This is a genomic window from Arthrobacter sp. DNA4, from assembly GCF_024362385.1.
GTDB lineage: Bacteria > Actinomycetota > Actinomycetes > Actinomycetales > Micrococcaceae > Arthrobacter.
In genome coordinates, this window is record NZ_CP101466.1 from 1,607,545 (window position 1) to 1,631,553 (window position 24,009).

The 24,009-nt window shown below is 66.4% G+C and carries 20 protein-coding genes and 2 pseudogenes; 18 read left to right on the forward strand and 4 right to left on the reverse strand.

The annotated features are described in order from the left end of the window. Nucleotides 1-29: 29 nt before the first annotated feature. The 3 genes from dapB to NMQ03_RS07460 all read left to right on the forward strand — a co-directional run bounded on the left by dapB (nucleotide 30) and on the right by NMQ03_RS07460 (nucleotide 2,633). Nucleotides 30-800: a 4-hydroxy-tetrahydrodipicolinate reductase gene (dapB, locus tag NMQ03_RS07450; RefSeq protein ID WP_255175044.1), complete on the forward strand. Its 771-nt coding sequence runs from the start codon at nucleotides 30-32 to the stop codon at nucleotides 798-800. A 3-nt stretch (nucleotides 801-803) separates the two neighbouring features. Continuing rightward, nucleotides 804-1,277 carry a hypothetical protein gene (locus tag NMQ03_RS07455; protein ID WP_255175045.1) on the forward strand — a complete coding sequence of 158 codons (474 nt, stop codon included), beginning with the start codon at nucleotides 804-806 and terminating at the stop codon, nucleotides 1,275-1,277. A 366-nt stretch (nucleotides 1,278-1,643) separates the two neighbouring features. After that, entirely contained in the window at nucleotides 1,644-2,633 is a 990-nt protein-coding gene (locus NMQ03_RS07460; RefSeq protein WP_255175046.1) for a TM2 domain-containing protein, read from the forward strand. An 83-nt stretch (nucleotides 2,634-2,716) separates the two neighbouring features. On the opposite strand, the gene NMQ03_RS07465 is transcribed toward NMQ03_RS07460, so the two are convergent. Beyond that, nucleotides 2,717-3,952 carry a heparan-alpha-glucosaminide N-acetyltransferase domain-containing protein gene (locus tag NMQ03_RS07465; protein WP_255175047.1) on the reverse strand — a complete coding sequence of 412 codons (1,236 nt, stop codon included), beginning with the start codon at nucleotides 3,950-3,952 and terminating at the stop codon, nucleotides 2,717-2,719. Nucleotides 3,953-4,269: 317 nt separating this feature from the next. On the opposite strand from NMQ03_RS07465, the gene NMQ03_RS07470 reads away from it, so the two are divergent. The 7 genes and pseudogenes from NMQ03_RS07470 to NMQ03_RS07500 all read left to right on the forward strand — a co-directional run bounded on the left by NMQ03_RS07470 (nucleotide 4,270) and on the right by NMQ03_RS07500 (nucleotide 12,199). Continuing rightward, nucleotides 4,270-4,695, forward strand: coding sequence for a hypothetical protein (locus NMQ03_RS07470; RefSeq protein WP_255175048.1), 426 nt, complete (start codon nucleotides 4,270-4,272; stop codon nucleotides 4,693-4,695). Nucleotides 4,696-4,753: 58 nt separating this feature from the next. After that, entirely contained in the window at nucleotides 4,754-5,662 is a 909-nt protein-coding gene (gene dapA / locus NMQ03_RS07475; RefSeq protein ID WP_141940780.1) for a 4-hydroxy-tetrahydrodipicolinate synthase, read from the forward strand. Between the two features lie 40 nt (nucleotides 5,663-5,702). Further along, nucleotides 5,703-7,394 carry a ribonuclease J gene (locus NMQ03_RS07480; protein ID WP_255175049.1) on the forward strand — a complete coding sequence of 564 codons (1,692 nt, stop codon included), beginning with the start codon at nucleotides 5,703-5,705 and terminating at the stop codon, nucleotides 7,392-7,394. A 160-nt stretch (nucleotides 7,395-7,554) separates the two neighbouring features. After that, the gene (locus NMQ03_RS07485; protein WP_255175050.1) at nucleotides 7,555-10,443 is read left to right on the forward strand and encodes a DNA translocase FtsK; all 2,889 of its coding nucleotides are present in this window, start codon (nucleotides 7,555-7,557) and stop codon (nucleotides 10,441-10,443) included. 17 nt (nucleotides 10,444-10,460) lie between these two features. Then, the gene (gene pgsA, locus NMQ03_RS07490) at nucleotides 10,461-11,105 is read left to right on the forward strand and encodes a CDP-diacylglycerol--glycerol-3-phosphate 3-phosphatidyltransferase (protein ID WP_255175051.1); all 645 of its coding nucleotides are present in this window, start codon (nucleotides 10,461-10,463) and stop codon (nucleotides 11,103-11,105) included. Beyond that, a pseudogene (locus tag NMQ03_RS07495) lies at nucleotides 11,102-11,571 on the forward strand (CinA family protein); the annotation flags it as partial. The gene pgsA and the pseudogene NMQ03_RS07495, both read left to right, overlap by 4 nt. Nucleotides 11,572-11,746: 175 nt before the next feature. Further along, entirely contained in the window at nucleotides 11,747-12,199 is a 453-nt protein-coding gene (locus NMQ03_RS07500; RefSeq protein ID WP_018771597.1) for a helix-turn-helix domain-containing protein, read from the forward strand. A 75-nt stretch (nucleotides 12,200-12,274) separates the two neighbouring features. Here NMQ03_RS07500 and NMQ03_RS07505 read toward each other — a convergent pair whose 3' ends face one another. Then, nucleotides 12,275-12,817, reverse strand: coding sequence for a MarR family winged helix-turn-helix transcriptional regulator (locus NMQ03_RS07505; RefSeq protein WP_255175052.1), 543 nt, complete (start codon nucleotides 12,815-12,817; stop codon nucleotides 12,275-12,277). A 41-nt stretch (nucleotides 12,818-12,858) separates the two neighbouring features. On the opposite strand from NMQ03_RS07505, the gene NMQ03_RS07510 reads away from it, so the two are divergent. The 6 genes and pseudogenes from NMQ03_RS07510 (at nucleotide 12,859) to dapF (ending at nucleotide 18,434) form a co-directional block, all read left to right on the forward strand. Further along, nucleotides 12,859-13,083, forward strand: a complete 225-nt coding sequence (locus NMQ03_RS07510; RefSeq protein WP_255175053.1) for a DUF3046 domain-containing protein — start codon at nucleotides 12,859-12,861, stop codon at nucleotides 13,081-13,083. Nucleotides 13,084-13,309: 226 nt separating this feature from the next. Then, nucleotides 13,310-14,365 carry a recombinase RecA gene (gene recA, locus NMQ03_RS07515; RefSeq protein WP_043455230.1) on the forward strand — a complete coding sequence of 352 codons (1,056 nt, stop codon included), beginning with the start codon at nucleotides 13,310-13,312 and terminating at the stop codon, nucleotides 14,363-14,365. A gap of 120 nt (nucleotides 14,366-14,485) precedes the next feature. After that, nucleotides 14,486-14,985, forward strand: a pseudogene (locus NMQ03_RS07520) (regulatory protein RecX). Between the two features lie 3 nt (nucleotides 14,986-14,988). Beyond that, nucleotides 14,989-16,545, forward strand: coding sequence for a tRNA (N6-isopentenyl adenosine(37)-C2)-methylthiotransferase MiaB (gene miaB / locus NMQ03_RS07525; RefSeq protein ID WP_255175054.1), 1,557 nt, complete (start codon nucleotides 14,989-14,991; stop codon nucleotides 16,543-16,545). 3 nt (nucleotides 16,546-16,548) lie between these two features. Then, nucleotides 16,549-17,445: a tRNA (adenosine(37)-N6)-dimethylallyltransferase MiaA gene (gene miaA, locus NMQ03_RS07530; protein ID WP_255175055.1), complete on the forward strand. Its 897-nt coding sequence runs from the start codon at nucleotides 16,549-16,551 to the stop codon at nucleotides 17,443-17,445. A 44-nt stretch (nucleotides 17,446-17,489) separates the two neighbouring features. Continuing rightward, nucleotides 17,490-18,434, forward strand: a complete 945-nt coding sequence (gene dapF / locus NMQ03_RS07535; RefSeq protein ID WP_255175056.1) for a diaminopimelate epimerase — start codon at nucleotides 17,490-17,492, stop codon at nucleotides 18,432-18,434. Here the strand turns inward: dapF and NMQ03_RS07540 are convergent. Next, on the reverse strand, nucleotides 18,406-19,029 hold the full coding sequence (locus NMQ03_RS07540) for a class I SAM-dependent methyltransferase (protein WP_255175057.1): 624 nt from the start codon (nucleotides 19,027-19,029) through the stop codon (nucleotides 18,406-18,408). The genes dapF and NMQ03_RS07540 overlap by 29 nt on opposite strands. A gap of 437 nt (nucleotides 19,030-19,466) precedes the next feature. On the opposite strand from NMQ03_RS07540, the gene hflX reads away from it, so the two are divergent. Beyond that, nucleotides 19,467-21,044 (forward strand): GTPase HflX, encoded by a 1,578-nt coding sequence (gene hflX / locus NMQ03_RS07545; protein ID WP_255175058.1) that lies wholly within the window; start codon nucleotides 19,467-19,469, stop codon nucleotides 21,042-21,044. Next, complete coding sequence (locus NMQ03_RS07550) at nucleotides 21,037-23,094, forward strand: ATP-dependent DNA helicase (protein ID WP_255175059.1); 2,058 nt, start codon at nucleotides 21,037-21,039, stop codon at nucleotides 23,092-23,094. Before hflX ends, NMQ03_RS07550 begins: the two co-directional genes overlap by 8 nt. A gap of 48 nt (nucleotides 23,095-23,142) precedes the next feature. On the opposite strand, the gene lexA is transcribed toward NMQ03_RS07550, so the two are convergent. Then, on the reverse strand, nucleotides 23,143-23,877 hold the full coding sequence (gene lexA, locus NMQ03_RS07555; RefSeq protein WP_255175060.1) for a transcriptional repressor LexA: 735 nt from the start codon (nucleotides 23,875-23,877) through the stop codon (nucleotides 23,143-23,145). Nucleotides 23,878-24,009 lie beyond the last annotated feature (132 nt).

Consider the following 24,009-nt stretch of genomic DNA (forward strand, 5'->3'; position numbering starts at 1 on the left):
GCACCCGTCCCGCCGGTAGGGTTAATGCCATGACCGAACAACACTCCGTTCCCAAGCTGGTGGCCGTCCTTGGTGCCAATGGACGCATGGGCGCCGAGGCCGTCAAGGCCATTGACGCCGCGCCCGACATGAAGCTCGTTGCAGCCCTGGGACGGGGTGACTCGCTGGAGCAGCTGGCAGCCTCAGGTGCCCGCTACGTGGTGGACCTGACGGTTCCCGAAAGCACCGAAGCGAACGTCCGCTTCGCCGTCGAGCACGGCATCCACGCCGTGGTGGGCACCACCGGCTGGGACGCGGGGCGGCTGTCCGCCCTGGAATCCCTGCTGGCAGCGCACCCGGAGACCGGCGTTCTCATCGCCCCCAACTTCGCCCTGGGCTCGGTGCTGGCCTCTGCCTTCGCCGCGAAGGCGTCCAAATACTTCGAATCGGTGGAGATCATCGAGCTGCACCATCCGGACAAGGTGGACGCCCCTTCCGGCACCGCAGTCCGCACCGCTGAGCTGATCGCCGCCGAACGCCGGGCAGCGCAGGTGCCGCCCAGCCCGGATGCCACCACCAGTGAACGTGCCGGCGCCCGAGGCTGCGACGTGGACGGCGTCCGGGTCCACAGTGTCCGGCTTCGCGGCCTCGTGGCACACCAGGAAGTCCTGCTGGGCGGCCCGGGCGAACAGCTGACCCTCCGCCACGATTCCTTCGACCGCGCCTCGTTCATGCCCGGCGTGCTCCTGGGCCTGCGCAACGTTGCCGCACACCCGGGGCTGACCTTCGGCCTGGACGGCTACCTGGACCTGGGGCTCTAAGCCGTGAACGGGCTCCTTGCCGGCTTCCGGAAGAACCGCACCAAGATCTGGGTGGGCGCGGTGACGCTGCTGCTGGTCTTCTACCTGGTGGTGTCGCTCCAACGCTCAGTCCTGCTCCTGACGGACAGCAACCTCACGGCCAAGGCCATCGGCGCCGCCTACCTGGTACTGCCTGTGGTTGGTGCCTGGGCCCTGATCCGCGAGCTGATGTTCGGTGCCCGCACCGAGCAGATGGCCAAGGTCTTGGAAGCCGAAGGCGGGCTGCCCGTCGATGAGCTTCCGCGCACGCCGGGCGGCCGGATCGTCCGGGCCGCGGCGGACGCTGAATTCGAAAAGTACCGGGCCGAAGCCGAGGCCGCTCCCGATGACTGGCGTTCCTGGTTCCGGCTGAGCTGCGCCTATGACGCTGCCGGCGACCGCAAACGGGCGCGGGCATCCATGCGTGACGCCGTGCGGCTCTTTTCCGCCGCGTCCTGATACCGGTAAGCGCCGGACCTGCTCCAGCAGGCCCCGCGCTCCGCGGCCTCCTGCACCGTTTACTGCGATGGGCATTTCTGCCCATCGCAGTACGCTGCCGTCCGCGGTAGGTTTATTTAGTAAAGACGCTTTAGCTTTGGGGGAAAGCATGAGGTTGGCCATGTCCATGCCACGGGCGTGGTCCAGCTGCACCCCAGGCCCCTCCCCGGGCAACCGCACCCATCCCTGCCACGCACCAGCGCTCCCTTGCCGCGTGCCGGGAAGCCGGAGGCTGCCTGACGCTGCACGCAACCCAACCCTTGAACCCGCCCGCACACCTGCACCCGTGCACCCAAGAACCCGCACCTTTGGACAGAAGGACCATCCATGAGCCACCCGAATTTCCCCAACCCATCCCAGAGCGGACCGTCCGCTCCGCCCATTCCGCCGGCCCCGTCCACCTTCGGGGGACATTCCACGTTTGAGGGGCAGTACCCTGGAGCTCCGCAGGGGGAATACCAGCCGGGGCCGCTGGGCAGCGGTCCCTACGCGGACGGTCCGCGGAAGTCGTTCATGACAACCTGGATCCTTTCGCTGCTGCTGGGTACCTTCGGCGCGGACCGCTTCTACCTTGGCAAGACCGGCTCGGGTATCGCCAAGCTGCTGACGGCCGGTGGCCTCGGCATCTGGGCCATCGTGGACCTGATCATCACCTTGACCGGAAACACCAGGGACAAGGATGGCCGCCCGCTTGAGGGCTACCCGGAGAACAAGAAGAAGGCCTGGATCATCACCGGCGTCGTCTGGCTTATCAGCATCATCACCGGCATCCTGCTGGCCATCATGTCCGTCGCCATGATCGGGGCTGCCCTGGACAACCGGAAGCTCCCCGTATCTCCCGAGCTTCCGTCGGCCTCGCAGGCTGCGCCCAACCCGTCACGTGGAACAACTCCGTCGAACGGAGCCGCCCCGACCAGTGGCGCCGCCGCCGGCGCAAACTCCTTCGTGGCCACCGTGTCCGAAGGCAACACCGTAAAGATCAGCGTCCTCGATTCCATCTACACGGCCGAAATCCCGGGCATGACCTACATGCAGCCGAAGAACGGCGGTTTCCTGGCGGTCAAGGTTTCCTGGGAGACGCTGACCGGAAGCAGCTTCTCCAGCCCCTCGAATTTCAAGGTCTATGACGCCGAGGGCAACGAGGGCGAACTGGTCTACCTCGACGATGGAATGGGTGCCCTGCCGACCGACGAGGTCGGTGCCGGCGATGTCCGCCAGGGCGTCATTGCGTTTGATGTGAAGAAGGGCCCCACCCAGGTTGTCGTCAACGATGACTTCGGCGACAAGACGGCCACCTTCACCCTGACCCCGCAGTAGCAGCCGACGCACCCGCGCCCGGTTTTAGAACGGGACCCGCGGCCCCACCCTTCGGTGGGGCCGCGGGTTCTTTTCATTTCAGCTCAGGAGAGGGCCTTGAAGCCGCCCCGGCCCACCACGGCCGCCGCATGGCCCGCCCATTCCAGCGGGCCGCGCCAGGACAGGCGCGCAAAGACAATGCCCACAGTGATGGCAGTGGCCGCCTGGGCAAAGTACATCCCGTCCTCGGTCCAGCCGGCGGGCAGGGGTTTCAGGTAGAAGCTGGAAACCACCCAAACGTGGACTGTGTACAGGGTCAGGGTCATGGCGCCGGCCCCGCGCAGCGGCAGCAGCAGGTCCAGGTCCACCCACTCTGCGAGGCGCCCCAGCAGCAGGCAGGCCCCAATCACTGCCGCCGCCACTGCCGAGGTGTGCAGCAGATCAAGCGGAGTTCCCGAATGCGGTGCGGCCGATGCCAGCCACCACCATGAGCCCTCCTGGGAAATGCCCGTCAGGTTGACCTGCAGCACGCTGTCCAGCGGGTACCCCGGGGAATTGACGACCTTTTCCAGCGCTTCCAGGCCGCCCCAGTCCTCCATGGCCGCTGCCCCCACGGCCTTGGCTGCCACGGCCACTATGGTTCCGGCCGTCAGCAACAGTATGGGGACCAGTGCCTTGGTGAGAACCAGGCGGCCGATCACCAGTCCCACCAGCAGGTAGGACAGCCACTGGAACACAGGGTAGTAGCCGGTGAAGAACACATCCGCGAGCAGCCTGGAAGGTGTTCCGAGGTCTTCCCAGCCAGGGTTGTGGCCCAGCTTCAGGGGTGGTTCGGGGGCAAGGAGCCAGGGCCGCATAAGGTATGCCAGCACCGGCGAGGCAAGGATCCAGCCGCCGGCCCAGGCGCACAGCGGCTTCACGCCAAGCCCCAGGAAGGGGAGGATGCACAGGAACAGCACGGCGTAGTGGACCAGGATAATGGCCACGTTCACCTCCAGGCCGCCCAGGGTAAGTCCGACGGCGGCAATCACCAGGGCGCGCAGCGCCACACCGCGCCGGGCGGCGGAGAGCCCGGGCCCTGCCAGCGGCTTGTCCTTCCCGGTGGACAGGGCAAGTCCCACGCCGGCCAGCACGGCGAAGAGGGCGGCGGCGCGTCCGGAGAAGGTGAGGCCAATCCAGGTTGGCGTGAGGTTTGCATTCGATTCGAACGTCGGCAGCAGGTGGGTGGCCATCATGCCCAGCAATGCCACGCCGCGGGCGGCGTCGATGCCCCGGAGGCGCCCCGGTTGTTGCCTGCCTGGGGCCTTGCGGGACCGGGTGGCCGGGCTTCGGGACGTCATGACCAGATCGTCTCACATGCTGCTCCCGGGTCGCTTGTCACAGCCGGGGGCGGTCATCAGGGCTCCGGGGCGCCTGTGCCTCCGTCCATCCTGTGCCTCCATCCTTGCCTCCGTCCCACCGGTACCGGTACCGGTGCCGGGAGTACCGGGATGCCTTGTATTCGAATATATGTTCGAATAGCATGTCGGGTATGGAAATGACGTCGTCCGGAGCATCCGGATCCAGGGGAGGAGCGGCCGGGGGAGGCACCCCTGAAACCAGGGGGCAGGGGCGCCGGCAGCCGGGGCCCGCATCGGGCAGTCTGCAGGCGGGGCCCGTGCGGGAGGGCCATGTTCAGGCAGGCCCCGCGCCGGAGGACCATGTGCAGTCCGGGAGCCTGCCGCGCCGGTACACCCCGGACGCCCTTGCGCCCGGGGATCCTGGCGCCGCGGACGGGCCGCTGAAGGCAATGAGTCCCGGAGTGGTGGACTACTTGTTCCGCCAGCTTGTCTCGGGGCGGCCCGCCGAGGACGTCGCGTGGGAAAAGGAAGGTGTCAGCATTGCGGCCCAGCCGGAGGGGGCCGAGCTGGCCCGCAGGCTCGCGGAAACGGATCTTGATGCCCTGACGCCCATGGAGTTGTTCCATTACGTGCGGGCGGCACAGCGGCTCGCCTCCTGGGCAGAGGGCCTCCGGCAGTCGGCCGTTGGCCGCTATTGCCACGCGGGGACGGACGCGCCACGGCCGGGGCGGCACCGTATTTGACGTTCGTCACGCCCGTGGCATTGTCCTAACCAGCCGGGGACAGGGTAACGTTTTTTCCATGGCTGACTCTTCCGCGCACATCCCTGCCCTCGGTACCCTCCTGACCGCCATGGTCACGCCGTTCACCAAGGACGGCGCAGTGGATTACGACCAGGCGGCAGCGCTGGCCAGCAAGCTGGTCGACGACGGCTGTGACGGCCTGGTGGTCACCGGTACCACCGGTGAGACCTCCACGCTGACAGACGAAGAGAACCTCGGCATGTTCCGCGCCGTGAAGGACGCCGTGGGCGGCCGGGCGGCCATCATTGCCGGGACCGGCACCAATGACACCGCGCACTCGGTCCACCTCTCCCAGCAGGCTGCTGCCCTCGGCGTCGACGGCCTCCTCCTGGTGACCCCTTACTACAACAAGCCCAGCCAGGCCGGTGTCCGCGCCCACTTCGAGACCATCGCCTCCGCCGTCGACGTTCCGGTCATGCTGTACGACATTCCCGGCCGGTCCTCGATCCCGATCGAACCCGACACCATGATCCGGTTGGCGCAGCACCCCAACATCGTCGCCGTCAAGGACGCCAAGGCAGACCTCACCGCAGCCACCCGCGTCATGGCGGAAACCGACCTCCTGTTTTACTCGGGCGACGACGGGCTGACCCTTCCCTGGATGGCGCTGGGCGCCGTCGGCCTGGTGGGTGTCACTACCCACGTCGCCACCCGCCGCTTCCGCGAACTCATCGACGCCGTCAACGCCAATGACCTTGGGACTGCCCGCAAGATCAACTTCGAGCTGCAGCCCGTGGTCCGCGCAACCATGACCCGTGTCCAGGGGGCCGTGGCGGCCAAACAGATTCTTAAATGGCAGGGAGTCCTGCCCAACTCGATTGTCCGTTTGCCCCTCGTGGAGCCGGACGAAACCGAGATCGAAACCATCCGCGGGGATTTGGCGGAAGCGGGGCTGGTCTTCTCCTGAGGCTAAGACCGGCACCCTTCCGCCTGGAAAGAAGTGCACTATGACCCAAACTGCCCTTACCGGCCTCGTTACCCCACCGCGCCTGCCCCAAGGCACGCTGCGGATCGTCCCGCTTGGCGGGCTCGGGGAGATCGGCCGGAACATGGCCGTGTTCGAAATCGACGGCAAACTGCTGATCGTAGACTGCGGCGTCCTCTTTCCTGAGGAAACCCAGCCCGGCGTTGACCTGATCCTGCCGGACTTCTCGTACATCGAGGACCGGCTGGACGACGTCGTGGCCGTGATCCTCACGCATGGCCACGAGGACCACATCGGCGCCGTGCCGTACCTGCTGCGCCTGCGCAACGACATCCCGCTGGTGGGCTCCCAGCTGACGCTGGCCCTGATCGAAGCGAAGCTGCAGGAGCACCGCATCCGGCCCTACACGCTGACCGTTGAGGAAGGCCAGGTGGAGAAATTCGGGCCGTTCGAATGCGAGTTCGTCGCCGTCAACCACTCCATCCCGGATGCCCTTGCCGTGTTCATCCGCACTGCCGGCGGAACGGTCCTGCACACCGGTGACTTCAAGATGGACCAGCTGCCGCTGGACGGACGCATCACCGACCTGCGCCACTTCGCCAAGCTGGGCGAGGAGGGCGTTGACCTCTTCATGTCCGACTCCACCAACGCCGACGTGCCCGGATTCACCACGGCCGAGAAGGAAATCGGCCCCACGCTGGAGCGGCTTTTCGGCCAGGCCACCAAGCGCATCATCGTGGCGTCCTTCTCCTCCCACGTCCACCGCGTGCAGCAGGTCCTTGACGCCGCTGCCAAGCACAACCGCAAGGTGGCCTTTGTGGGCCGCTCCATGGTCCGCAACATGGCCATCGCGGAGAAGCTGGGCTACCTGGACGTCCCTTCCGGGCTGATCGTCGACATCAAGAACATCGACAACCTGCCGGACAACCGCGTGGTCCTCATGTCCACCGGCTCCCAGGGCGAGCCCATGGCGGCCCTGTCCCGGATGGCAAACGGCGACCACCGCGTGGTGGTGGGCGACGGCGATACCGTCATCCTGGCCTCCAGCCTCATCCCGGGCAATGAAAATGCGGTGTTCCGGATTATCAACGGCCTCCTCAAACTCGGCGCCGACGTGATCCACAAGGGCAACGCCAAGGTCCACGTGTCCGGCCACGCAGCAGCCGGCGAACTGCTCTACTGCTACAACATCCTCGAGCCGCTCAACGCGATGCCTGTGCACGGCGAAACCCGGCACCTGATCGCCAACGGCAAGATCGCCATCGAATCCGGTGTACCGGATGCCAGCGTCATCCTTGCCGACAATGGCACCGTCATCGACCTGCGCGACCACCAGGCGGACATCGTGGGCCAGGTGGAGGTTGGATTTGTCTACGTTGACGGCTCCAGCGTGGGCGAAATCACCGACGCGGACCTCAAGGACCGCCGCATCCTGGGCGACGAAGGCTTTATCTCGATCATCACGGTCATCCACCGGGCCACCGGCAAGGTAGTGTCCGGGCCCGAGATCCACGCCCGGGGCGTTGCCGAGGACGATTCAGTCTTCGACGACATCATCCCCAAGATCAACGCGGCACTGGAAGAAGCAGTCCAGAACCACGCAGACCACACCAGCCACCAGCTCCAGCAGGTGGTGCGCCGCGTTGTGGGCACGTGGGTCAACCGCAAGCTGCGCCGCAAGCCCATGATCATCCCGGTGGTGCTCGAGGCCTGAGATTACCTCCGCTGCCGTAGGGCAGGTTCGGAAGGCCCCGGTTCACCGTGAACCGGGGCCTTCCGCGTGTCCGGGCGGTGCGGCCGGTGCCCCCAACCGATGCGCTCCCCGGGCCCCGATATCCCCGGAATCACAGCATGCTTCCGGTACCGTGGCTACTATGGCCACACGTACTACTTCCGCGCCCAAAGGTACCGGCAGGGGCAGCTCCGGCAGCAAATCCGGGAGCTCCACAGCCCGCGGAACCGGCTCCACTTCCAGCAAGGCAGGGCGCGGCGGCTCATCCAGCACCGCACGCACCCGCCAGCTTCCCGCCGTCGAACACCACCAGCCGTGGCTGCTGCGCGTCGTAGGCGGAGCATGGCTGGGCATGGGCCATCTGGTGGGCGGGGGAGTGCGCCGCATCGGCCATGACGTCAGTGACCTTCCCGCCGAGGACCGCCGCGACGGCGCCGCGCTGTTCAACCTGGCGCTGGGCGTCTTCATCGCAACCTTCGCCTGGTGGGGCCTGACGGGCTGGTTCCCGGACGCCGTCTACGCCGTGGTCAACGGCACCTTCGGCTGGATTTCGCTGCTGCTCCCGCTCATGCTTTTTGTCTGCGCCTTCCGGTTGTTCCGGCAGCCCTCCGACGGCCGGGGCAACAACAGGGTGGGCATCGGCTTCCTGATCATGACGTTCGCCGGCTGCGGCCTGGCGCACATCCTGGGCGGCCAGCCCACCGTGGCCGACGGCTTCGACGGCCTCCGCAAAGCCGGTGGCATGCTCGGCTTCCTGGCCGCCACGCCGCTGGCCGCCATCCACCCCGCCGTGCCTGTGGCCCTCTACGGCCTGCTCGCTTTCGTGTCCCTGCTGATTATCACGGCCACCCCGTTCACGGCCATTCCGCGCCGCATCCGCGGGGCCTACGAGCACCTCATGGGCGTGGACCTGATGGACCAGGAACGCCCCGACGTCCACGACCGCAGCTACCTGGAACGGACGGCCCCCGCCGCACCCCGGAAGAAGAAGCGCAAGCTCTTTGGGAAGGACCAGGAGACCGAGGCAGGCCTTGAGGGCTACGTGGGCGACGAAGCCTTTGAACACGCCGTCATTGACGACGACGAGCAGGAACCTGCCCGGCCTGCGCCGGGTGTGCGCCGGCCCACCCAGGCGGAGATCGCCGTCGAAAAGATCAAGGCAGCCCAGGGCCTGGGTGCCGCCTCCCAGGCGTCACCGCCGGAAAATGCCACCGAGGCCATTCCACTGGTCATCCCGGGGGCTGCTGCTCCCAGCAAGCCCGCTGCGGCGCCAACCGTGCCCTCCAACCCCGTGGCCCCGGCCCCGCCGCCCGTCCCCATCCCGCAGCGGACCGAGCAACTTTCACTCGCCGGCGACGTCACGTACACCCTCCCGGCCTCGGACTTCCTCACACCCGGATCCATCCCCAAGGAGCGCACCGAAGCCAACGACGCCGTCGTCGCCGCCCTCACGGATACGCTGACCCAGTTCAACGTTGATGCCACGGTCACCGGGTTCAGCCGCGGTCCCACCGTCACCCGGTACGAGATCGAACTCTCGCCCGGCACCAAGGTGGAGCGCGTCACCGCCCTGTCCAAGAACATCTCCTACGCTGTTGCCTCCAGCGATGTCCGCATCCTCAGCCCCATCCCGGGCAAGTCCGCCATCGGCATCGAGATCCCCAACACGGACCGCGAAACCGTCTCCCTGGGCGATGTCCTCCGCAGCCAGAACGCACGCCGTACGGACCACCCGATGGTCATGGGCGTGGGCAAAGACGTGGAAGGTGGCTACGTGGTGGCCAACCTGGCCAAGATGCCGCACCTCCTGGTGGCCGGTGCCACCGGTGCCGGTAAGTCGTCCTTCGTGAACTCGATGATCACGTCCATCCTGATGCGCGCCACCCCGGACGAGGTCCGCATGGTCATGGTGGACCCCAAACGTGTGGAACTGACCGCCTACGAGGGCGTCCCGCACCTGATCACGCCCATCATCACCAATCCCAAGAAGGCCGCCGAAGCGCTGCAGTGGGTGGTGCGGGAAATGGACGCCCGCTACGACGACCTCGCCAACTACGGCTTCAAGCACATCGACGACTTCAACAAGGCCGTGCGCGCCGGCAAGGTCCAGCCGCCGGTCGACTCCAAGCGCGTCATCCGGCCCTACCCGTACCTGCTGGTGATCGTGGACGAACTTGCCGACCTGATGATGGTCGCTCCGCGCGACGTCGAAGACTCGATCGTGCGCATCACCCAGCTTGCCCGTGCCGCCGGCATCCACCTGGTGCTGGCCACCCAGCGGCCCTCGGTCGACGTGGTCACGGGCCTCATCAAAGCCAACGTGCCCTCGCGCATGGCCTTCGCCACCTCCTCCGTCACGGACTCCAGGGTGGTCCTGGACCAGCCGGGCGCCGAAAAGCTCATCGGCCAGGGCGACGCGCTCTTCCTGCCCATGGGCGCCTCCAAGGCAATGCGCGTCCAGGGCGCCTGGGTCACGGAGTCGGAAATCCACAAGGTGGTGGAGCACGTCAAGGGGCAGCTGCAGGCTGTCTACCGTGACGACGTCGCCCCTGAAGCGGAAAAGAAGCAGATCGACGACGACATCGGGGACGACCTCGAGGTGCTGCTGCAGGCCACCGAACTGGTGGTCACCACCCAGTTCGGCTCCACCTCCATGCTGCAGCGCAAGCTCCGGGTCGGGTTCGCCAAGGCCGGCCGGCTGATGGACCTCCTCGAATCCAGGGGAGTGGTGGGCCCCTCGGAGGGTTCCAAGGCGCGTGACGTCCTGGTGAAGCCGGACGACCTCGCCGCCGTCCTCGCCGCCATGAAGGGCCAGGAAGCCCCTGCGGCGCCTGACTCGCAGACCGCCGCACTCAGCGACAATGCCAACGCCAACATCGCCCAGGGCGGCTACGCCGAAGACCTGGTCGCTGCAGACCTGGACCAGAGGAAGCAGAACGTCGAATACTACGACGGCTCGGACTCCGCTCCGGGAGGCTATGGCGATGACGACGACGGCTCCGAAGACGCCTGGTCCCTCACCGGGCGCTAGGCCGGTAGCCTAGAACCGTGACTAGCACTGATGCAACCGCCGCCGGTCAGGGCCGTGCCGGGGTCTGGAACCTTCCCAATGTCCTGACCATGATCCGCATCGCGCTGGTCCCGTTCTTTGTGTGGTTCCTCGTGGCCGATGCGCCCGGGCTGCACAGCACCTCCAGTCCGTGGCGCTGGGCGGCAGTGGCCGCGTTTGCTGTGGCCATCTACACGGACAAGCTCGACGGCGACATCGCCAGGAGCCGGAACCTCGTCACCGACTTCGGCAAGATTGCCGACCCCATCGCCGACAAGCTCCTCATCGGCTCCGCGCTGGTGATGCTGTCCCTGCTGGGCGAACTGCCCTGGTGGGCAACCCTGGTGATCCTGGTCCGGGAATGGGGCGTCACTGCGCTGCGCTTCTTCGTGATCCGCTACGGCGTCATCCCCGCTTCCCGCGGCGGCAAGCTCAAAACCGTCGTGCAGACCGCGGCAATCTTCCTGTACCTGCTGCCGTTCGGGGCGTTCGCGCCGTGGATGTCCTGGGTGGCGTTCGCCGTCATGATGGCCGCCGTGGCGATCACGCTGTGGACCGGCGTTGAATACGTGATTGAAGCCCTGCGCCTCCGTGCGAAGGGCAAGCGGCAGGCAGGGACCGTGGAAGGGCAGGAACAGGCATGAGCAACCTTCACCAGCTGGCCGCGCAGGCCGTCAGGCAGGCGCTCGAGTCAGGACGGACCGTTGCCACCGCGGAATCTTTGACGGCCGGGATGGTGTCTGCGGTCCTGGCCGATACGCCCGGAGCCTCCGGCATGCTCCAGGGCGGGGTGGTGGCCTACCAGAACTCCGTGAAGGACGCGGTGCTGCACGTGCCCGCCGACCTGCTGGCCCGAGCCGGCTCAGTCGACCCCGACGTCGCCCGTGCCATGGCCGCCGGGGCGCGCACTGTCCTGGGCGCCGACGTCGGGCTTTCCACCACCGGCGTCGCCGGTCCCGAGGCCCACGACGGCAAGCCCGTAGGCCGGGTTTACATTGGCATTGCCACGGCTGCGGCACCGCCGGTTTCGAATACACCTTTACCGGCAGCAGGCCGGACATTCGCGCCGCTGCGTGCGGCGCCGCCCTGGAAAGACTGCTTGAGGCCCTGGTACTGACCCTCGCAGGCTGTGAAGTTACCGGGCGTAAAGTTGCCGGGAACAAAAGCCGGTACCGATTAGTTATTACATTGTGTCGCTTCCGGAGAGCGGAGGCGCCTAGGATGAAATGACCAAGACGGGTTCGCCGGCGGCGGACCTGACCAATGAGGGAGCAAGGCGATACAGATGGTAAAGCAGCCCGTATCCGTAAACGGCGTTGTCCGCTGGAAGGATGTGGGCCTCGCCGAACAGGCTAAGAGCGAACAGAAGGAGCGCAAGATGGTAGTACTTCGTCACGAAATCGGTGATGTCCTGCGCGATGTCCGCCAGCGTCAGGGGCGCACGCTCCGTGAAGTTTCGCACAGTGCCCGTGTCTCCCTGGGATACCTCAGCGAAGTGGAGCGCGGCCAGAAGGAAGCATCATCAGAGCTTCTGTCCTCGATCTGCTCGGCACTGGATGTTCCGTTGTCAAGCATGCTCCGCGAGGTCAGTGACCGCGTGGCAGTAGCCGAAGGCGTCGCAGTTCCGGACACCGTTCCGCAGGAATTTTCCCAGCGTTACGGCCGTGACCTGGAACGCGACCTCAACACTGAACTGAACGACGAACTCTCCACGGGCCTCCTCTCCGGCGCCCGGTAAAAGCAGCCCCACCCCAGGGTTGGACCAGGAAACATAAGGAAGCCCCCGGCCGTGCCGGGGGCTTCCTGCTGTCGCTTAGTTGTCGGGAGCGTCTTCCTGTGCGGTTGATGCGTCCGCTGTTTCCCTGGCGAACCCGTCACGCTCATAGGTGGAGTTCAGCTTGGCCATGCACCGGGCCAGTTCCTGCAGGTCCTCCACCGGCCACTCGCGCAACCGTTCCTGGAAGACCTGGCGCCGCGCGTCCTGGACCTGGTGCATCTTCTCTTCGCCCTTCGGCGTCAGCCGGATGGACTGCGCCCGGCGGTCCAGGGGGTCCGCCTCCTTGGACACCAGGCCCAGGCTTTCCAGGAAGGCAATCTGCCGGCTGACAGACGGCTTGCCCACCCCGATGTTCATGGCAAGATCGGTGAGCCGGATGGGTCCTTCCCTGCGGATAACCGTCAGGAGCCCATACGCGGCAGGCTCCATGTCCGGATGGACCTCGCGCGAGAGCTGGTTGGAGATGGCCCGGGCCCGCCGCCAAAAGAGGCTGATCTGGTGTTCGACATTCTGCAGCGCGGCGTCGGCGGCGTCGTTGCCTTTGTCCTGCCGCGGCGGGAGATCCGGGGAGTTGCTCATGGCAACAATTCTAGGGTCCGCAATCATGAGAGGATTTACCGATGCGAATCAGCGAGTACTGGCGTCTCATGGATGACGAGTTCGGTGCGGGGTACTCCCGCATGCTGAGCAGTACCCTGGTCCTTGCCGGCGTAGGCGGGCGCACCGCTGACCAGGCCCTGGCCGCGGGCATTGAACCGCGGAGGGTATGGCTTGCTGTCTGCGACGTCCAGGACGTCCCGGCGGAACGGCGGCTCGGGCGCGACATCGCCCCGCGCCGCGATTGACGGCGGGGCCGGCCTTGACGAGGGCGGCCGGGATCCTTCCTCCTGACACGCCGCAGGAACTCCACTCTTCGAATACCTGTTCGGATAAGGCTATGCTTTTTCCATCGGGTTTATCCACATAACCGTCGTCCTCCGGCCGGAATGTCAGTGGGTCCCCTTAGCGTCAGAGATGACCAATAAAACGGCCGCGTAGGCCACCATCGAGAAAGCATTAGAGGTGTCAACCATGGCGGCAGCCCCGGATCGTGCAAAAGCGCTGGAAGCAGCGCTGGCCCAGATTGACAAGCAGTTCGGCAAGGGCTCGGTCATGCGCCTGGGCGACGAAGTCCGTGCCCCGATCGAAACCATCCCCACGGGCTCCATCGCCCTGGACGTGGCCCTCGGCATTGGCGGGCTCCCGCGCGGCCGCGTCATCGAAATCTACGGTCCGGAATCCTCGGGTAAAACCACCGTTGCCCTGCACGCCGTGGCGAACGCCCAGCGCGCCGGCGGGATCGCAGCCTTCATCGACGCCGAGCACGCACTGGACCCCGACTACGCCGCCAAGCTGGGCGTGGACACGGATGCCCTCCTGGTCTCGCAGCCGGATACCGGTGAGCAGGCCTTGGAGATCATGGACATGCTGGTCGGCTCCGGCTCGCTGGACGTCATCGTCATCGACTCCGTGGCCGCCCTGGTGCCGCGCGCTGAAATCGAAGGCGACATGGGTGACAGCCACGTCGGCCTCCAAGCACGGCTCATGAGCCAGGCACTGCGTAAGATCACCGGCCGCCTGAGCCAGACCAAGACCACCGCCATCTTCATCAACCAGCTCCGCGAAAAGATCGGCGTGTTCTTCGGTTCCCCGGAAACCACCACCGGTGGTAAGGCGCTGAAGTTCTACGCGTCGGTCCGCATCGACGTCCGGCGGATCCAGACCCTCAAGGAAGGCGCCGATTCCGTCGGCAACCGGACCAAGGCGAAGATCGTCAAGAACAAGATGGCTCCGCCTTTCAAGGTCGCCGAGTTCGACATCATCTACGGCCAGGGCATTTCCCGTGAGGGTGGCATCATCGACATGGGCGTGGAGCACGGCATCATCAAGAAGTCCGGCTCCTGGTTCACCTACGACGGTGACCAGCTGGGCCAGGGCATGGAGAACTCGCGCCGGTTCCTCCGCGACAACCCCGAGCTGGCTGCCGAGCTGGAGCGCCTCATCAAGGAGAAGCTCGGTGTCGGGGTCAAGCCGGCGGAGGATGAGTCCAAGGACGCGCCGAAGCTGAAAGCTGTCGACGGGTTCTAGCCCTTGACCGGACCACGAACACGGCGTTCCCGTTCCGGCACCTCCTCAACAGGGGTGCCGGACGGGTATGCAGTCCCTGAAGACCCGCAGGCCGCGGACGCCGAACCGGACCCGTTCACGGTGGCGCAGGCCATCGTGTACCGGCAGCTGACGGCGGCGCCCAAGAGCAGGCTGCAGCTTGCCCGGAAACTGGCCGAACGGAACATCCCGGAGCACGTCGCGGAGGCGGTGCTGGACAAATTCCAGGAAGTCCGGCTGATCAACGACGCAGAATTCGCTGACATGTGGGTCAGGAGCCGCGCCCAGTCCCGCAAGCTGGCCAAGGCGCGCTGAGGCGTGAGCTCGCGGAAAAGGGCATCGACCAGGAGACAGCGGCGTCAGCGCTGGAACAACTGACTGACGCCGATGAGGAGTCCGCCGCGCGCGCCCTGGTTGAGCGCAAGCTCCGGCCCGGAACGGACCTGTCCGGTCCCGGGGAACGGGACAAGGCAGTGCGGCGCCTGGCGTCCATGCTGGCAAGAAAGGGTTACCAGCCCTCGCAGGCGTTCCGGATCGTCAACGATGTCCTCGATTCCCAGCAGGACCCCGACAGCGGGGGCCTCCAAAGCCGGTACCCTTAACGGGTGAGTTTGACCATTCCTTCCCCCCAACCCGGCACCACCCCTTCCGTCGAAGCAGGGGCCGCGCCGCAAACCGGAGGCCTGCCCCGCACCTACCAGGTGCGCACCTTCGGCTGCCAGATGAACGTCCACGACTCGGAACGGATGTCCGGCCTGCTCGAGGCCGCGGGCTACGTCCCGGCCGAGGGCGAGCATGCCGACGTCGTGGTCTTCAACACGTGCGCGGTCCGGGAAAACGCGGACAACAAGCTCTACGGCAACCTGGGCATCCTGGCCCCCGTGAAGGCGGCCAACCCCGGCATGCAGATCGCCGTGGGCGGTTGCCTGGCGCAAAAGGACCGCGAGACGATCCTGAAGAAGGCGCCATGGGTGGACGCAGTCTTCGGTACCCACAACGTCGGTGCCCTTCCCGCCCTCCTGGACCGGGCGCGGCACAACAATGAAGCGCAGCTGGAGATCCTGGAATCCCTGGACGTCTTCCCGTCAACGCTGCCAACCAAACGTGACTCCGTTTACTCGGGCTGGGTGTCCATCTCCGTGGGCTGCAACAACACCTGCACCTTCTGCATCGTGCCCGCCCTCCGCGGCAAGGAAAAGGACCGCCGGCCCGGAGAGATCCTCGCCGAGATCCAGGCACTCGTGGACGACGGCGCCATTGAAGTCACCCTGCTCGGCCAGAACGTCAACTCCTACGGGGTGGAATTCGGGGACCGGCAGGCATTCTCCAAGCTCCTGCGTGCCTGCGGAGAGATCGAGGGGCTCGAACGCGTCCGGTTCACCAGCCCGCACCCTGCCGCCTTCACGGATGACGTCATCGACGCCATGGCAGAGACGCCGAACGTGATGCCGCAGCTGCACATGCCGCTGCAGTCCGGATCGGACAGCATCCTCCGGGCCATGAAGCGTTCCTACCGGTCCACCAAGTTCCTGGGCATCCTGGACAAGGTCCGCGAAAGGATTCCGCACGCCGCCATTTCCACCGACATCATCGTCGGCTTCCCGGGCGAAACGGAAGAGGACTTCCAGGCCACCCTGGACGTGGTGGAAAAGTCCCGCTTCGCCACCGCCTTCACCTTCCAATATTCAAAGCGTCCCGGCACGCCCGCGGCCGACCTGCCCGACCAGCTTCCCAAGGCCGTGGTCCAGGAACGCTTCGAACGCCTCACCGCCCTGCAGGACCGCATCGCCGCGGAGGAAAACCGGAAGCAGCTAGGCCGCCGGCTCGAAATCATGGTGACCGCACAGTCCGGGCGGAAGTCGGAGGAAACCCACCGGCTGTCCGGCCGGTCGCAGGACCAGCGCCTGGTTCATTTCTCGGTGCCGGAGGGCGCACCTGCCCCCAGGCCCGGGGACCTCGTCACTGTCACCATTACCGAGGCCGCGGCTTTCCACCTGGTCTCCGACCCGACGCCTGGGGACTACAGCCTTCGTCGTTCACGGGCAGGGGACGCGTGGGACAGGTCCCAGGCCGACTCCTGCGGAGCGCCGGTCCCCGGTTCCGGAGAGGCACGAAAGGGCGTCTCCCTCGGCATGCCCTCACTGCCGCTGCGCACCCGCTGACAGGTGGCTGCCCCGCCCGTCATCGCCGTCGTCGGTCCCACCGGCTCCGGAAAGTCCGACCTCGCCGTCAACCTTGCCCTCGAACTGGACGGCGAGGTCATCAACGCCGATGCCATGCAGTTCTACCGCGGCATGGACATCGGCACCGCCAAGATCACGGTGGCCGAGCGCAGGGGAGTGCCGCACCACCTCCTGGACATCCTGGACGTGACCCAGGAAGCCAGTGTTTCCGACTTCCAGGCCCAGGCGCGCGAAACCATCGACGACATCCATGGGCGCGGCAAGCGCGCCATCCTGGCAGGGGGCTCCGGGCTGTACGTCCGGGCCGCCCTGGACGTCCTGGAATTCCCGGGGACCGACCCTGCGCTGCGTGCCCGGCTTGAGGCGGAGCACGCGGAACTCGGCACAGGCGAACTCCTGGGCAGGCTCCGGAGGGTGGATCCCACCTCCGCCTCCCGGGTCTCCGATGCCCGGCGCATCATCCGCGCGCTGGAGGTCCACGAACTCACCGGGCGCCCCTTCAGCTCCTTCATGCCGCGGAGGGAGTACCACCAGCCCGCCGTCCAGGTGGGCCTCGGCGTGGACCGCGGGGTTTTGCGGGACCGGCTGGCAGCGCGCGTGCACCGGATGGTGGACGCCGGCCTGCTGGAGGAGGTCCGGATGCTCGATGCCAAAGGCCTGCGCCGCGGCAAAACCGCATCCCGCGCCCTGGGCTATGCACAGTTCCTGCGGGTCCTCGACGGCGCCTCCACCGTTGAGGCTGCCGCGGAAGAAACCATCGTGGCCACCCGGCAGTTTGCCCGGCGGCAGTTGACCTGGTTCCGCGCCGATCCCCGCATCACGTGGCTGGACTGGCAGGATCCGGAGCTCGTGGGCAAGGCAGCGGAGTTGTGCCGGTAGCTGCGGTTTCAGGACCGGCAGCACCCGCCGCTACGCTTGGGATCATGAATGCTACCCCCGCAGAAACCACCGGCCCCGCCCTGCGCACACTGAGCGGGCTCCGCTTTTCCAAGGGGCACGGCACCGGCAACGACTTCGTCCTGGTGGCGGACCCCGAGGGGACGCACGTAATCGGCGCCGACCAGGCCGCCGCCCTGTGTGACCGCCACCGTGGGATCGGGGCCGACGGCCTGATCAGGGCCGTCCCGTCCCGCTTCCTGCCGGAGGGCCGGGAACTGCTCGCCGGCACTCCGGACGCGGAATGGTTCATGGATTACCGCAACGCCGACGGCTCCCTGTCCGAGATGTGCGGCAACGGGGTCAGGGTCTTCGTCCACTTCCTGCGGACGCAGGGCCTGATCGACCTGCCCGACGGCGGATCGCTCACCATCGGCACCCGGGGCGGCGTCAAGACCGTGGTCCGGACCGGAGACGGCTACGCGGTGGACATGGGACCCTGGGAGTTCATTTTCCCCGGTGAAGCCGGCGCCAAGGCCATGGACTCCCTTGTCACCGCCGACGGGCTGGAGGTTCCCCGGCCGGCACTCTCCGTGAGCATGGGCAACCCGCACACCGTGGTGGCCCTCGCTGAACTTGCGGAGCTCACGGGCACCCGGCTGTTCACCGCCCCGAAGGTCGACCCGGTACCCGCGAACGGGACCAACGTGGAATTCGTGGTGCCGGCAGAACCGCTGGTCCACGACGGCGTCGGATCCGTAACCATGCGCGTGCACGAGCGTGGCGTGGGGGAGACCCAGTCCTGCGGGACGGGCGCCTGTGCTGCCGCCGTCGCCATCAGGCACTGGGCCGGGGCGGAAGCCCCCGACGCTTGGCAGGTCCACGTCCCGGGAGGAACGGTGGGCGTGAAGTTCTTCGCCGGCCCCGGCGGCCACGAGCATGTGGAGCTCAGCGGCCCCGCAGTCATTGTGGCGAGTGGGACGCTTTCTTGACCTTCAGGATCCGGAAGGACTTGGACGTCGATTCGCGGGTCACGGTGAAGGAACTGTCCAGTTCGGCGGCCAGCCAGCGCTGAAGGGAATCAGAGCCAAGGTTCTTCTGCACCACCAGCCATGCGGTGCCGCCATCTGCCAGGCGCGGCAGCCACAGTTTGAGCAGGGCATGCAGTTCATCCTTGCCGATCCTGATCGGCGGGTTGGACCAGATGGTGTCGAAGCGGATGCCGGGATCCACGGCCTGGGGCGTGCTGGCGACGACGTTGGACAGTCCCAGCGCGGCGGCGTTCTCGTTGGTCAGGGTGATGCAGCGTTCGTTGACATCCACGGCGTAGACCTTTGATTCGGGGGCCAGCAGCGCCATAGTGAGCGCCACCGGACCCCAGCCGCACCCGATATCCAGGAGATTGCCCTTTGGATGCGGGGCCGGAACTTCGGCGAGGAGCACCGCGGTGCCCTTGTCGATTCCGTCGGGGCTGAAGATGCCCGTGGAGGTCTGGAGCCGTCGCGTCTCACCGGCCAATTCCACCGTCAAAGGCTTCCGGGTAAAGGGGCCGGCAGGGGACGTGCTGAAATAGTGTGCGGACTCCATAACTGGCCAGAGTAGTTCCCCCTGCAGCGTAATGGGAAACCGGCCTGAAGGCCCTCTGCTACGCTGGAAGGCATGTTCCTGATCTTCGAGTAGCCGGTACGGGCCATGCCCGTCCCGCAGCCTGTCCTCCAGCGACAGTCCGTCCCGCAGCGACGCAGGTTTCCATGCCTTCCGCTTTGCGCACCGGCCAGACCTTTCCGTCTGAGCCGGTCGCCGGACAATACTCGAAAGTCAGCCTGCTGCTGCACTTCCTGCCATTCTCCGGCCTTTTCCAGCCCTGCCGCCGTCCTGACGCGGCATTCGAGCCCCGGCCTCGCAGCCGGTCGCGAAACAACCAGGAGAACTGCATGACCGCAGGCCGTCAGCCCAGCGCGAATACTTTCCAACTTCCACCCAATCAGCACTATTCTGGAACTGCCGAATCTTCAAAGGAGACCATGACCAGCCAGCCCAATACCGGTTCCGAACCAGCCTCCCAGGACATGAGTCCGCAGGAGATCCAGGCTGTCATCGACCGGATCCTCGCCAAGGAGGTACCGGCCAGAAACGTCAGCACGCCCGGTGGTGAAGGCGGCAATGGAAAGGCGGTGCTTGGCAAGGCGCAGGCAATTTCCCGCCTTGACGAAGAACACTCAACCTACGACGGCGACCAGCAGGACCTCGAGGAACGGCGCGCGCTGCGCCGGCGGGCAGGCCTGTCCACCGAACTCGAAGACGTCACCGAGGTCGAATACCGGCAGCTGCGCCTGGAACGCGTCGTCCTCGCCGGGCTCTGGTCCGAAGGAACGCTTGCCGACGCCGAAAACTCGCTGCGTGAGCTCGCGGCCCTCGCCGAGACCGCCGGTTCGGAGGTCCTCGACGGGTTGGTGCAGCGCCGCGACAAACCAGACCCCGGGACTTTCCTGGGGTCCGGCAAGGCCCAGGAGCTGAAGGACATCGTCATGTCCACCGGCGCGGACACCGTGGTGGTGGACGCCGAACTGGCACCTTCCCAGCGCCGCGGCCTTGAAGACATCGTCAAGGTCAAGGTCATTGACCGCACGGCCCTGATCCTGGACATCTTCGCCCAGCATGCCAAGAGCCGCGAGGGCAAAGCCCAGGTGGAACTGGCACAGCTGGAATACCTGCTTCCCCGCCTGCGCGGCTGGGGCGAGTCGATGTCCCGCCAGGCTGGTGGCCAGGTGGGCGGCGCTGCTGCCGGCATGGGCTCCCGTGGCCCCGGTGAGACCAAGATCGAACTGGACCGGCGCCGGATCCGTACCCGCATGGCAAAGCTGCGGCGCGAAATTGCCGCCATGAAGCCCGCTCGGGAGACCAAACGGGCCAACCGCCGTCGTAACGAAGTGCCCTCGGTGGCAATCGCCGGGTACACCAACGCCGGCAAATCCTCGCTGCTCAACCGGCTCACGGACGCAGGTGTCCTCGTGGAAAACGCGCTGTTCGCCACGCTGGATCCCACTGTCCGCAAGGCCGAAACCGCCGACGGCCTGGGGTACACCCTGGCCGACACCGTCGGATTCGTCCGGTCGCTGCCCACACAGTTGGTGGAAGCCTTCCGTTCCACCCTCGAAGAGGTCGCCGACTCGGACCTGATCCTGCACGTGGTGGACGTTTCGCATCCCGACCCCGAAGGGCAGATTGCAGCGGTCCGGAAAGTCTTCAGCGAAGTCGATGCCCGCAAGGTGCCCGAAATCATCGTCCTGAACAAGGCCGATGCAGCCGACCCCTTCGTGGTGGAGCGGCTGAAGCAGCGCGAGCCGCGGCACGTGGTGGTCTCCGCCCGGACGGGGGAGGGCATTCCGGAGCTGCTGAAGGCCATCAGTGAGTCCATCCCCCGGCCATCCGTCAAGATGGAGCTGCTCATTCCGTACGACCGCGGGGACCTGCTCAGCAAGCTCCACGAGTCCGACGCCGAAATCCTCAGCCTGGACCACGTTGAGACAGGCACCAGGGCTGCCGTGATGGTCCGTGAGGGCCTCGCGTCTGAACTGGAACCATTCGTCGTCAATGACTGACCCTGCTGCCGGCGAAGCTGCGCAGACGGCGGGCGAGCAGTTCGTTATTGAACTGCTCGACCGCGCCGTCGCCGGCATGGGCGGACAAAGCCGCACCGGACAACACGAAATGGCCCGCCAGGTGGCCCGGGCCATCGAAACCGGCAACCACCTGTTGGTCCAGGCAGGCACCGGCACCGGCAAATCGCTCGCCTACCTGGTACCGCTTATCGCCCATGCCCTGGAAAGCAACAAACCGGCCCTGGTGTCCACGGCCACGCTGGCACTCCAGACCCAGATTGTGGGCAGGGACCTGCCCAGGCTCCTGAAGAACATCACGCCGGCACTGGACCGGCCGGTCAAGGTTGCCTTGGTCAAGGGGCGGTCCAACTACGTTTGCCGCCACAAGCTTGAAGGCGGTTTCCCGTCAGAGGAACCATCGGAAGGGCAGCTCTTCTCCCTGGGAGAGGACACCAGCGTTCCACATTTCGCTGCTTCGGTGGGCGGACCATCGTCGCAGCTCGGCAAGGAAGTGGTACGGCTCCGCGAATGGGCCGAAAAGACAACCACCGGCGACAGGGACGAGCTCCTGCCCGGCGTGACCGACCGCGCCTGGCGCCAGGTTTCCGTGACGTCGATGGAATGCCTGGGGGCACAGAAATGCCCGATGGCCGCCGAATGCTTCAGCGAACTCGCCCGGCAAGACGCAGCCGAGGCCGATGTGGTGGTCACCAACCACGCCATGCTGGCCGTCAGCGCGTTCGAGGGACTTGCCGTCCTGCCCGAATACGACGTCGTGGTGGTGGACGAAGCGCACGAACTGCAGGACCGGGTCACTGGCGCCGTGTCCGGACAGTTGTCCGTGGCTATGGTTCACGCTGCCGCTTCGGGTGCCCGGAAACATACCGCCATCACCGTTGACGCCCTGAACGCCGTAGCTGCCAACCTGGAACTGGCCCTTGCCGGCGCACCGAACGGTCTGCTTCCCAACGGGCTGAACGATGAACAGCTCGACTGCGTGGACCAGTTGCGTGAAGCGTGCCGGGCCGCGTTGTCCGATTCCAAAGGGGACAGCAACACCACAGCCGACGGCGGGCGGCAGCTGGCGCGTTCCCGGCTGATGCTCATCCTGGAACTCTGCGAAAGGCTCATTGCTGCACGCGAGAACCGCGAAGTGGTGTGGTTCTCCCGCGCCAGCACCTTCGATCCCGGCCAGGGATACTCACAGCCCGATGACAGTGCGCCGGTGCTGATCAACATAGCCCCACTGTCCGTCGCCGGCAGGCTGCGGGAGGGACTCTTCGCAGACCACACCGTCGTGCTGACCTCTGCCACCCTGGCCATCGGCTCCGCCTTTGAACCGGCGGCCGGGGGACTGGGCCTGGTAGGCGACGGGGCCCCCAGCTGGACGGGCGTGGATGTTGGCTCGCCCTTCGACTATCCCAAGCAGGGCATCCTCTACGTAGCCGGTCACCTGCCCAAGCCCGGCCGCGGCGTGTCACAGGAAGCGCTGTCAGAACTCGAAGCACTCATCAAGGCATCAGGCGGGGGCGCCCTGTGCCTGTTCTCCTCGCGGCGGGCGGCCGAAGAGGCCGCCGACGCCCTCCGGCCCAAGCTCAATATGACTGTTCTCTGCCAGGGCGAGTCGACCATGACCGCCTTGGTCAAGCAATTCGCCGACGAACCGGACACCTGCCTCTTCGGCACTATGTCCCTATGGCAGGGCGTCGACGTTCCCGGAGGATCCTGCCGGCTGGTGGTAATAGACCGCATACCCTTCCCACGGCCGGACGATCCCCTGGTGACGGCGCGTTCGCGTGCCGTGGCGCAGGCAGGGGGAAACGGCTTCATGGCCGTTTCCGCCACCCACGCGGCCATCCGGCTCGCCCAGGGTGCCGGGCGCCTGATCAGGTCTACCGGGGACAAAGGCGTGGTGGCCGTCCTAGACTCACGGCTCGCCACCGAACGCTATGCAGGATTCCTGCGCGGTGCGCTGCCCCCGTTCTGGGCCACCACCGACCGCGCCAAGGCGCTGGCCGCGCTCAACCGGCTCGGTGCCGACGCTTCCTGACGGACTGCCGGACAACGCCTGCGCGGATGCCGCGCAGGCGTGCGCAGGCTAGAGGGAACGCAGGACCGAGACGACCTTGCCCATGATGGTGGCGTGGTCGCCCAGGATTGGTTCGTACTGCGTGTTCTGGGGGAGCAGCCACGTGTGGCCGTCGCGCTGGCGGAACGTCTTCACGGTCGCCTCGTCGTCCAGCAGGGCAGCAACAATGTCCCCATTGGCCGCGTCAGCCTGGCGCCTCACCACCACCCAGTCACCATCGCAAATGGCGGCGTCCACCATGGAGTCGCCAGCCACTTTGAGCATGAAAAGTTCGCCCTGGCCCACCAGCTGGCGGGGCAGCGGCATGACATCCTCCACGAGCTGTTCTGCGAGGATGGGCCCGCCGGCGGCAATCCGGCCCACCAAAGGAACCATGGCCGTATCCAGTGCGGTAGGCAGTTCGGTGACGGTGGCGCCCCCGCCCGCAGCCTGCGGCGCAGGAGACGCACCGGCGCCTTTGCCCCCGCCGTCCAGCGTGAGCGGCATCAGCACTTCCATGGCGCGCGGCCGCTTGGGGTCGCGGCGCAGGTAACCCAGCTTCTCCAACTGGGAAAGCTGGTGGGTCACGCTGGACAGGCTCGCAAGGCCGACGGTATCGCCGATCTCGCGCATGGAGGGCGGATACCCGTTCTCATTGACCGAGCGCTGGATGGTCTCGAGGATCTTTTTCTGCCGAGGGGTCAGCCCCTTGGCTGTCCTCTTGGATTGCGGGGCGGTCCTGCCCCCGGCGGCTGCTGCTGCCATATTCGCCAATGCCTTTCGCTTGCCGCCGGATCTTCCGTGGGCCGCTGTTCCACAGTGCCGCCGGAAGGACTCCCACTGTCATTGTCAGACCCTGCTGTTCAACTTCAGTGGTGGTTGTTCTGTGGTTTCAAA

Excerpts from the sequence above, each read along its gene's own strand:
- dapB (WP_255175044.1), top strand. The coding sequence starts at position 30 with ATGACCGAACAACACTCCGTTCCCAAGCTGGTGGCCGTCCTTGGTGCC.
- NMQ03_RS07460 (WP_255175046.1), top strand. The coding sequence starts at position 1,644 with ATGAGCCACCCGAATTTCCCCAACCCATCCCAGAGCGGACCGTCCGCT.
- NMQ03_RS07465 (WP_255175047.1), bottom strand. The coding sequence starts at position 3,952 with ATGACGTCCCGAAGCCCGGCCACCCGGTCCCGCAAGGCCCCAGGCAGG.
- dapA (WP_141940780.1), top strand. The coding sequence starts at position 4,754 with ATGGCTGACTCTTCCGCGCACATCCCTGCCCTCGGTACCCTCCTGACC.
- NMQ03_RS07480 (WP_255175049.1), top strand. The coding sequence starts at position 5,703 with ATGACCCAAACTGCCCTTACCGGCCTCGTTACCCCACCGCGCCTGCCC.
- NMQ03_RS07485 (WP_255175050.1), top strand. The coding sequence starts at position 7,555 with ATGGCCACACGTACTACTTCCGCGCCCAAAGGTACCGGCAGGGGCAGC.
- NMQ03_RS07500 (WP_018771597.1), top strand. The coding sequence starts at position 11,747 with ATGGTAAAGCAGCCCGTATCCGTAAACGGCGTTGTCCGCTGGAAGGAT.
- NMQ03_RS07505 (WP_255175052.1), bottom strand. The coding sequence starts at position 12,817 with ATGAGCAACTCCCCGGATCTCCCGCCGCGGCAGGACAAAGGCAACGAC.
- NMQ03_RS07510 (WP_255175053.1), top strand. The coding sequence starts at position 12,859 with ATGCGAATCAGCGAGTACTGGCGTCTCATGGATGACGAGTTCGGTGCG.
- recA (WP_043455230.1), top strand. The coding sequence starts at position 13,310 with ATGGCGGCAGCCCCGGATCGTGCAAAAGCGCTGGAAGCAGCGCTGGCC.
- dapF (WP_255175056.1), top strand. The coding sequence starts at position 17,490 with ATGAATGCTACCCCCGCAGAAACCACCGGCCCCGCCCTGCGCACACTG.
- NMQ03_RS07540 (WP_255175057.1), bottom strand. The coding sequence starts at position 19,029 with ATGGAGTCCGCACACTATTTCAGCACGTCCCCTGCCGGCCCCTTTACC.
- hflX (WP_255175058.1), top strand. The coding sequence starts at position 19,467 with ATGACCAGCCAGCCCAATACCGGTTCCGAACCAGCCTCCCAGGACATG.
- NMQ03_RS07550 (WP_255175059.1), top strand. The coding sequence starts at position 21,037 with ATGACTGACCCTGCTGCCGGCGAAGCTGCGCAGACGGCGGGCGAGCAG.
- lexA (WP_255175060.1), bottom strand. The coding sequence starts at position 23,877 with ATGGCAGCAGCAGCCGCCGGGGGCAGGACCGCCCCGCAATCCAAGAGG.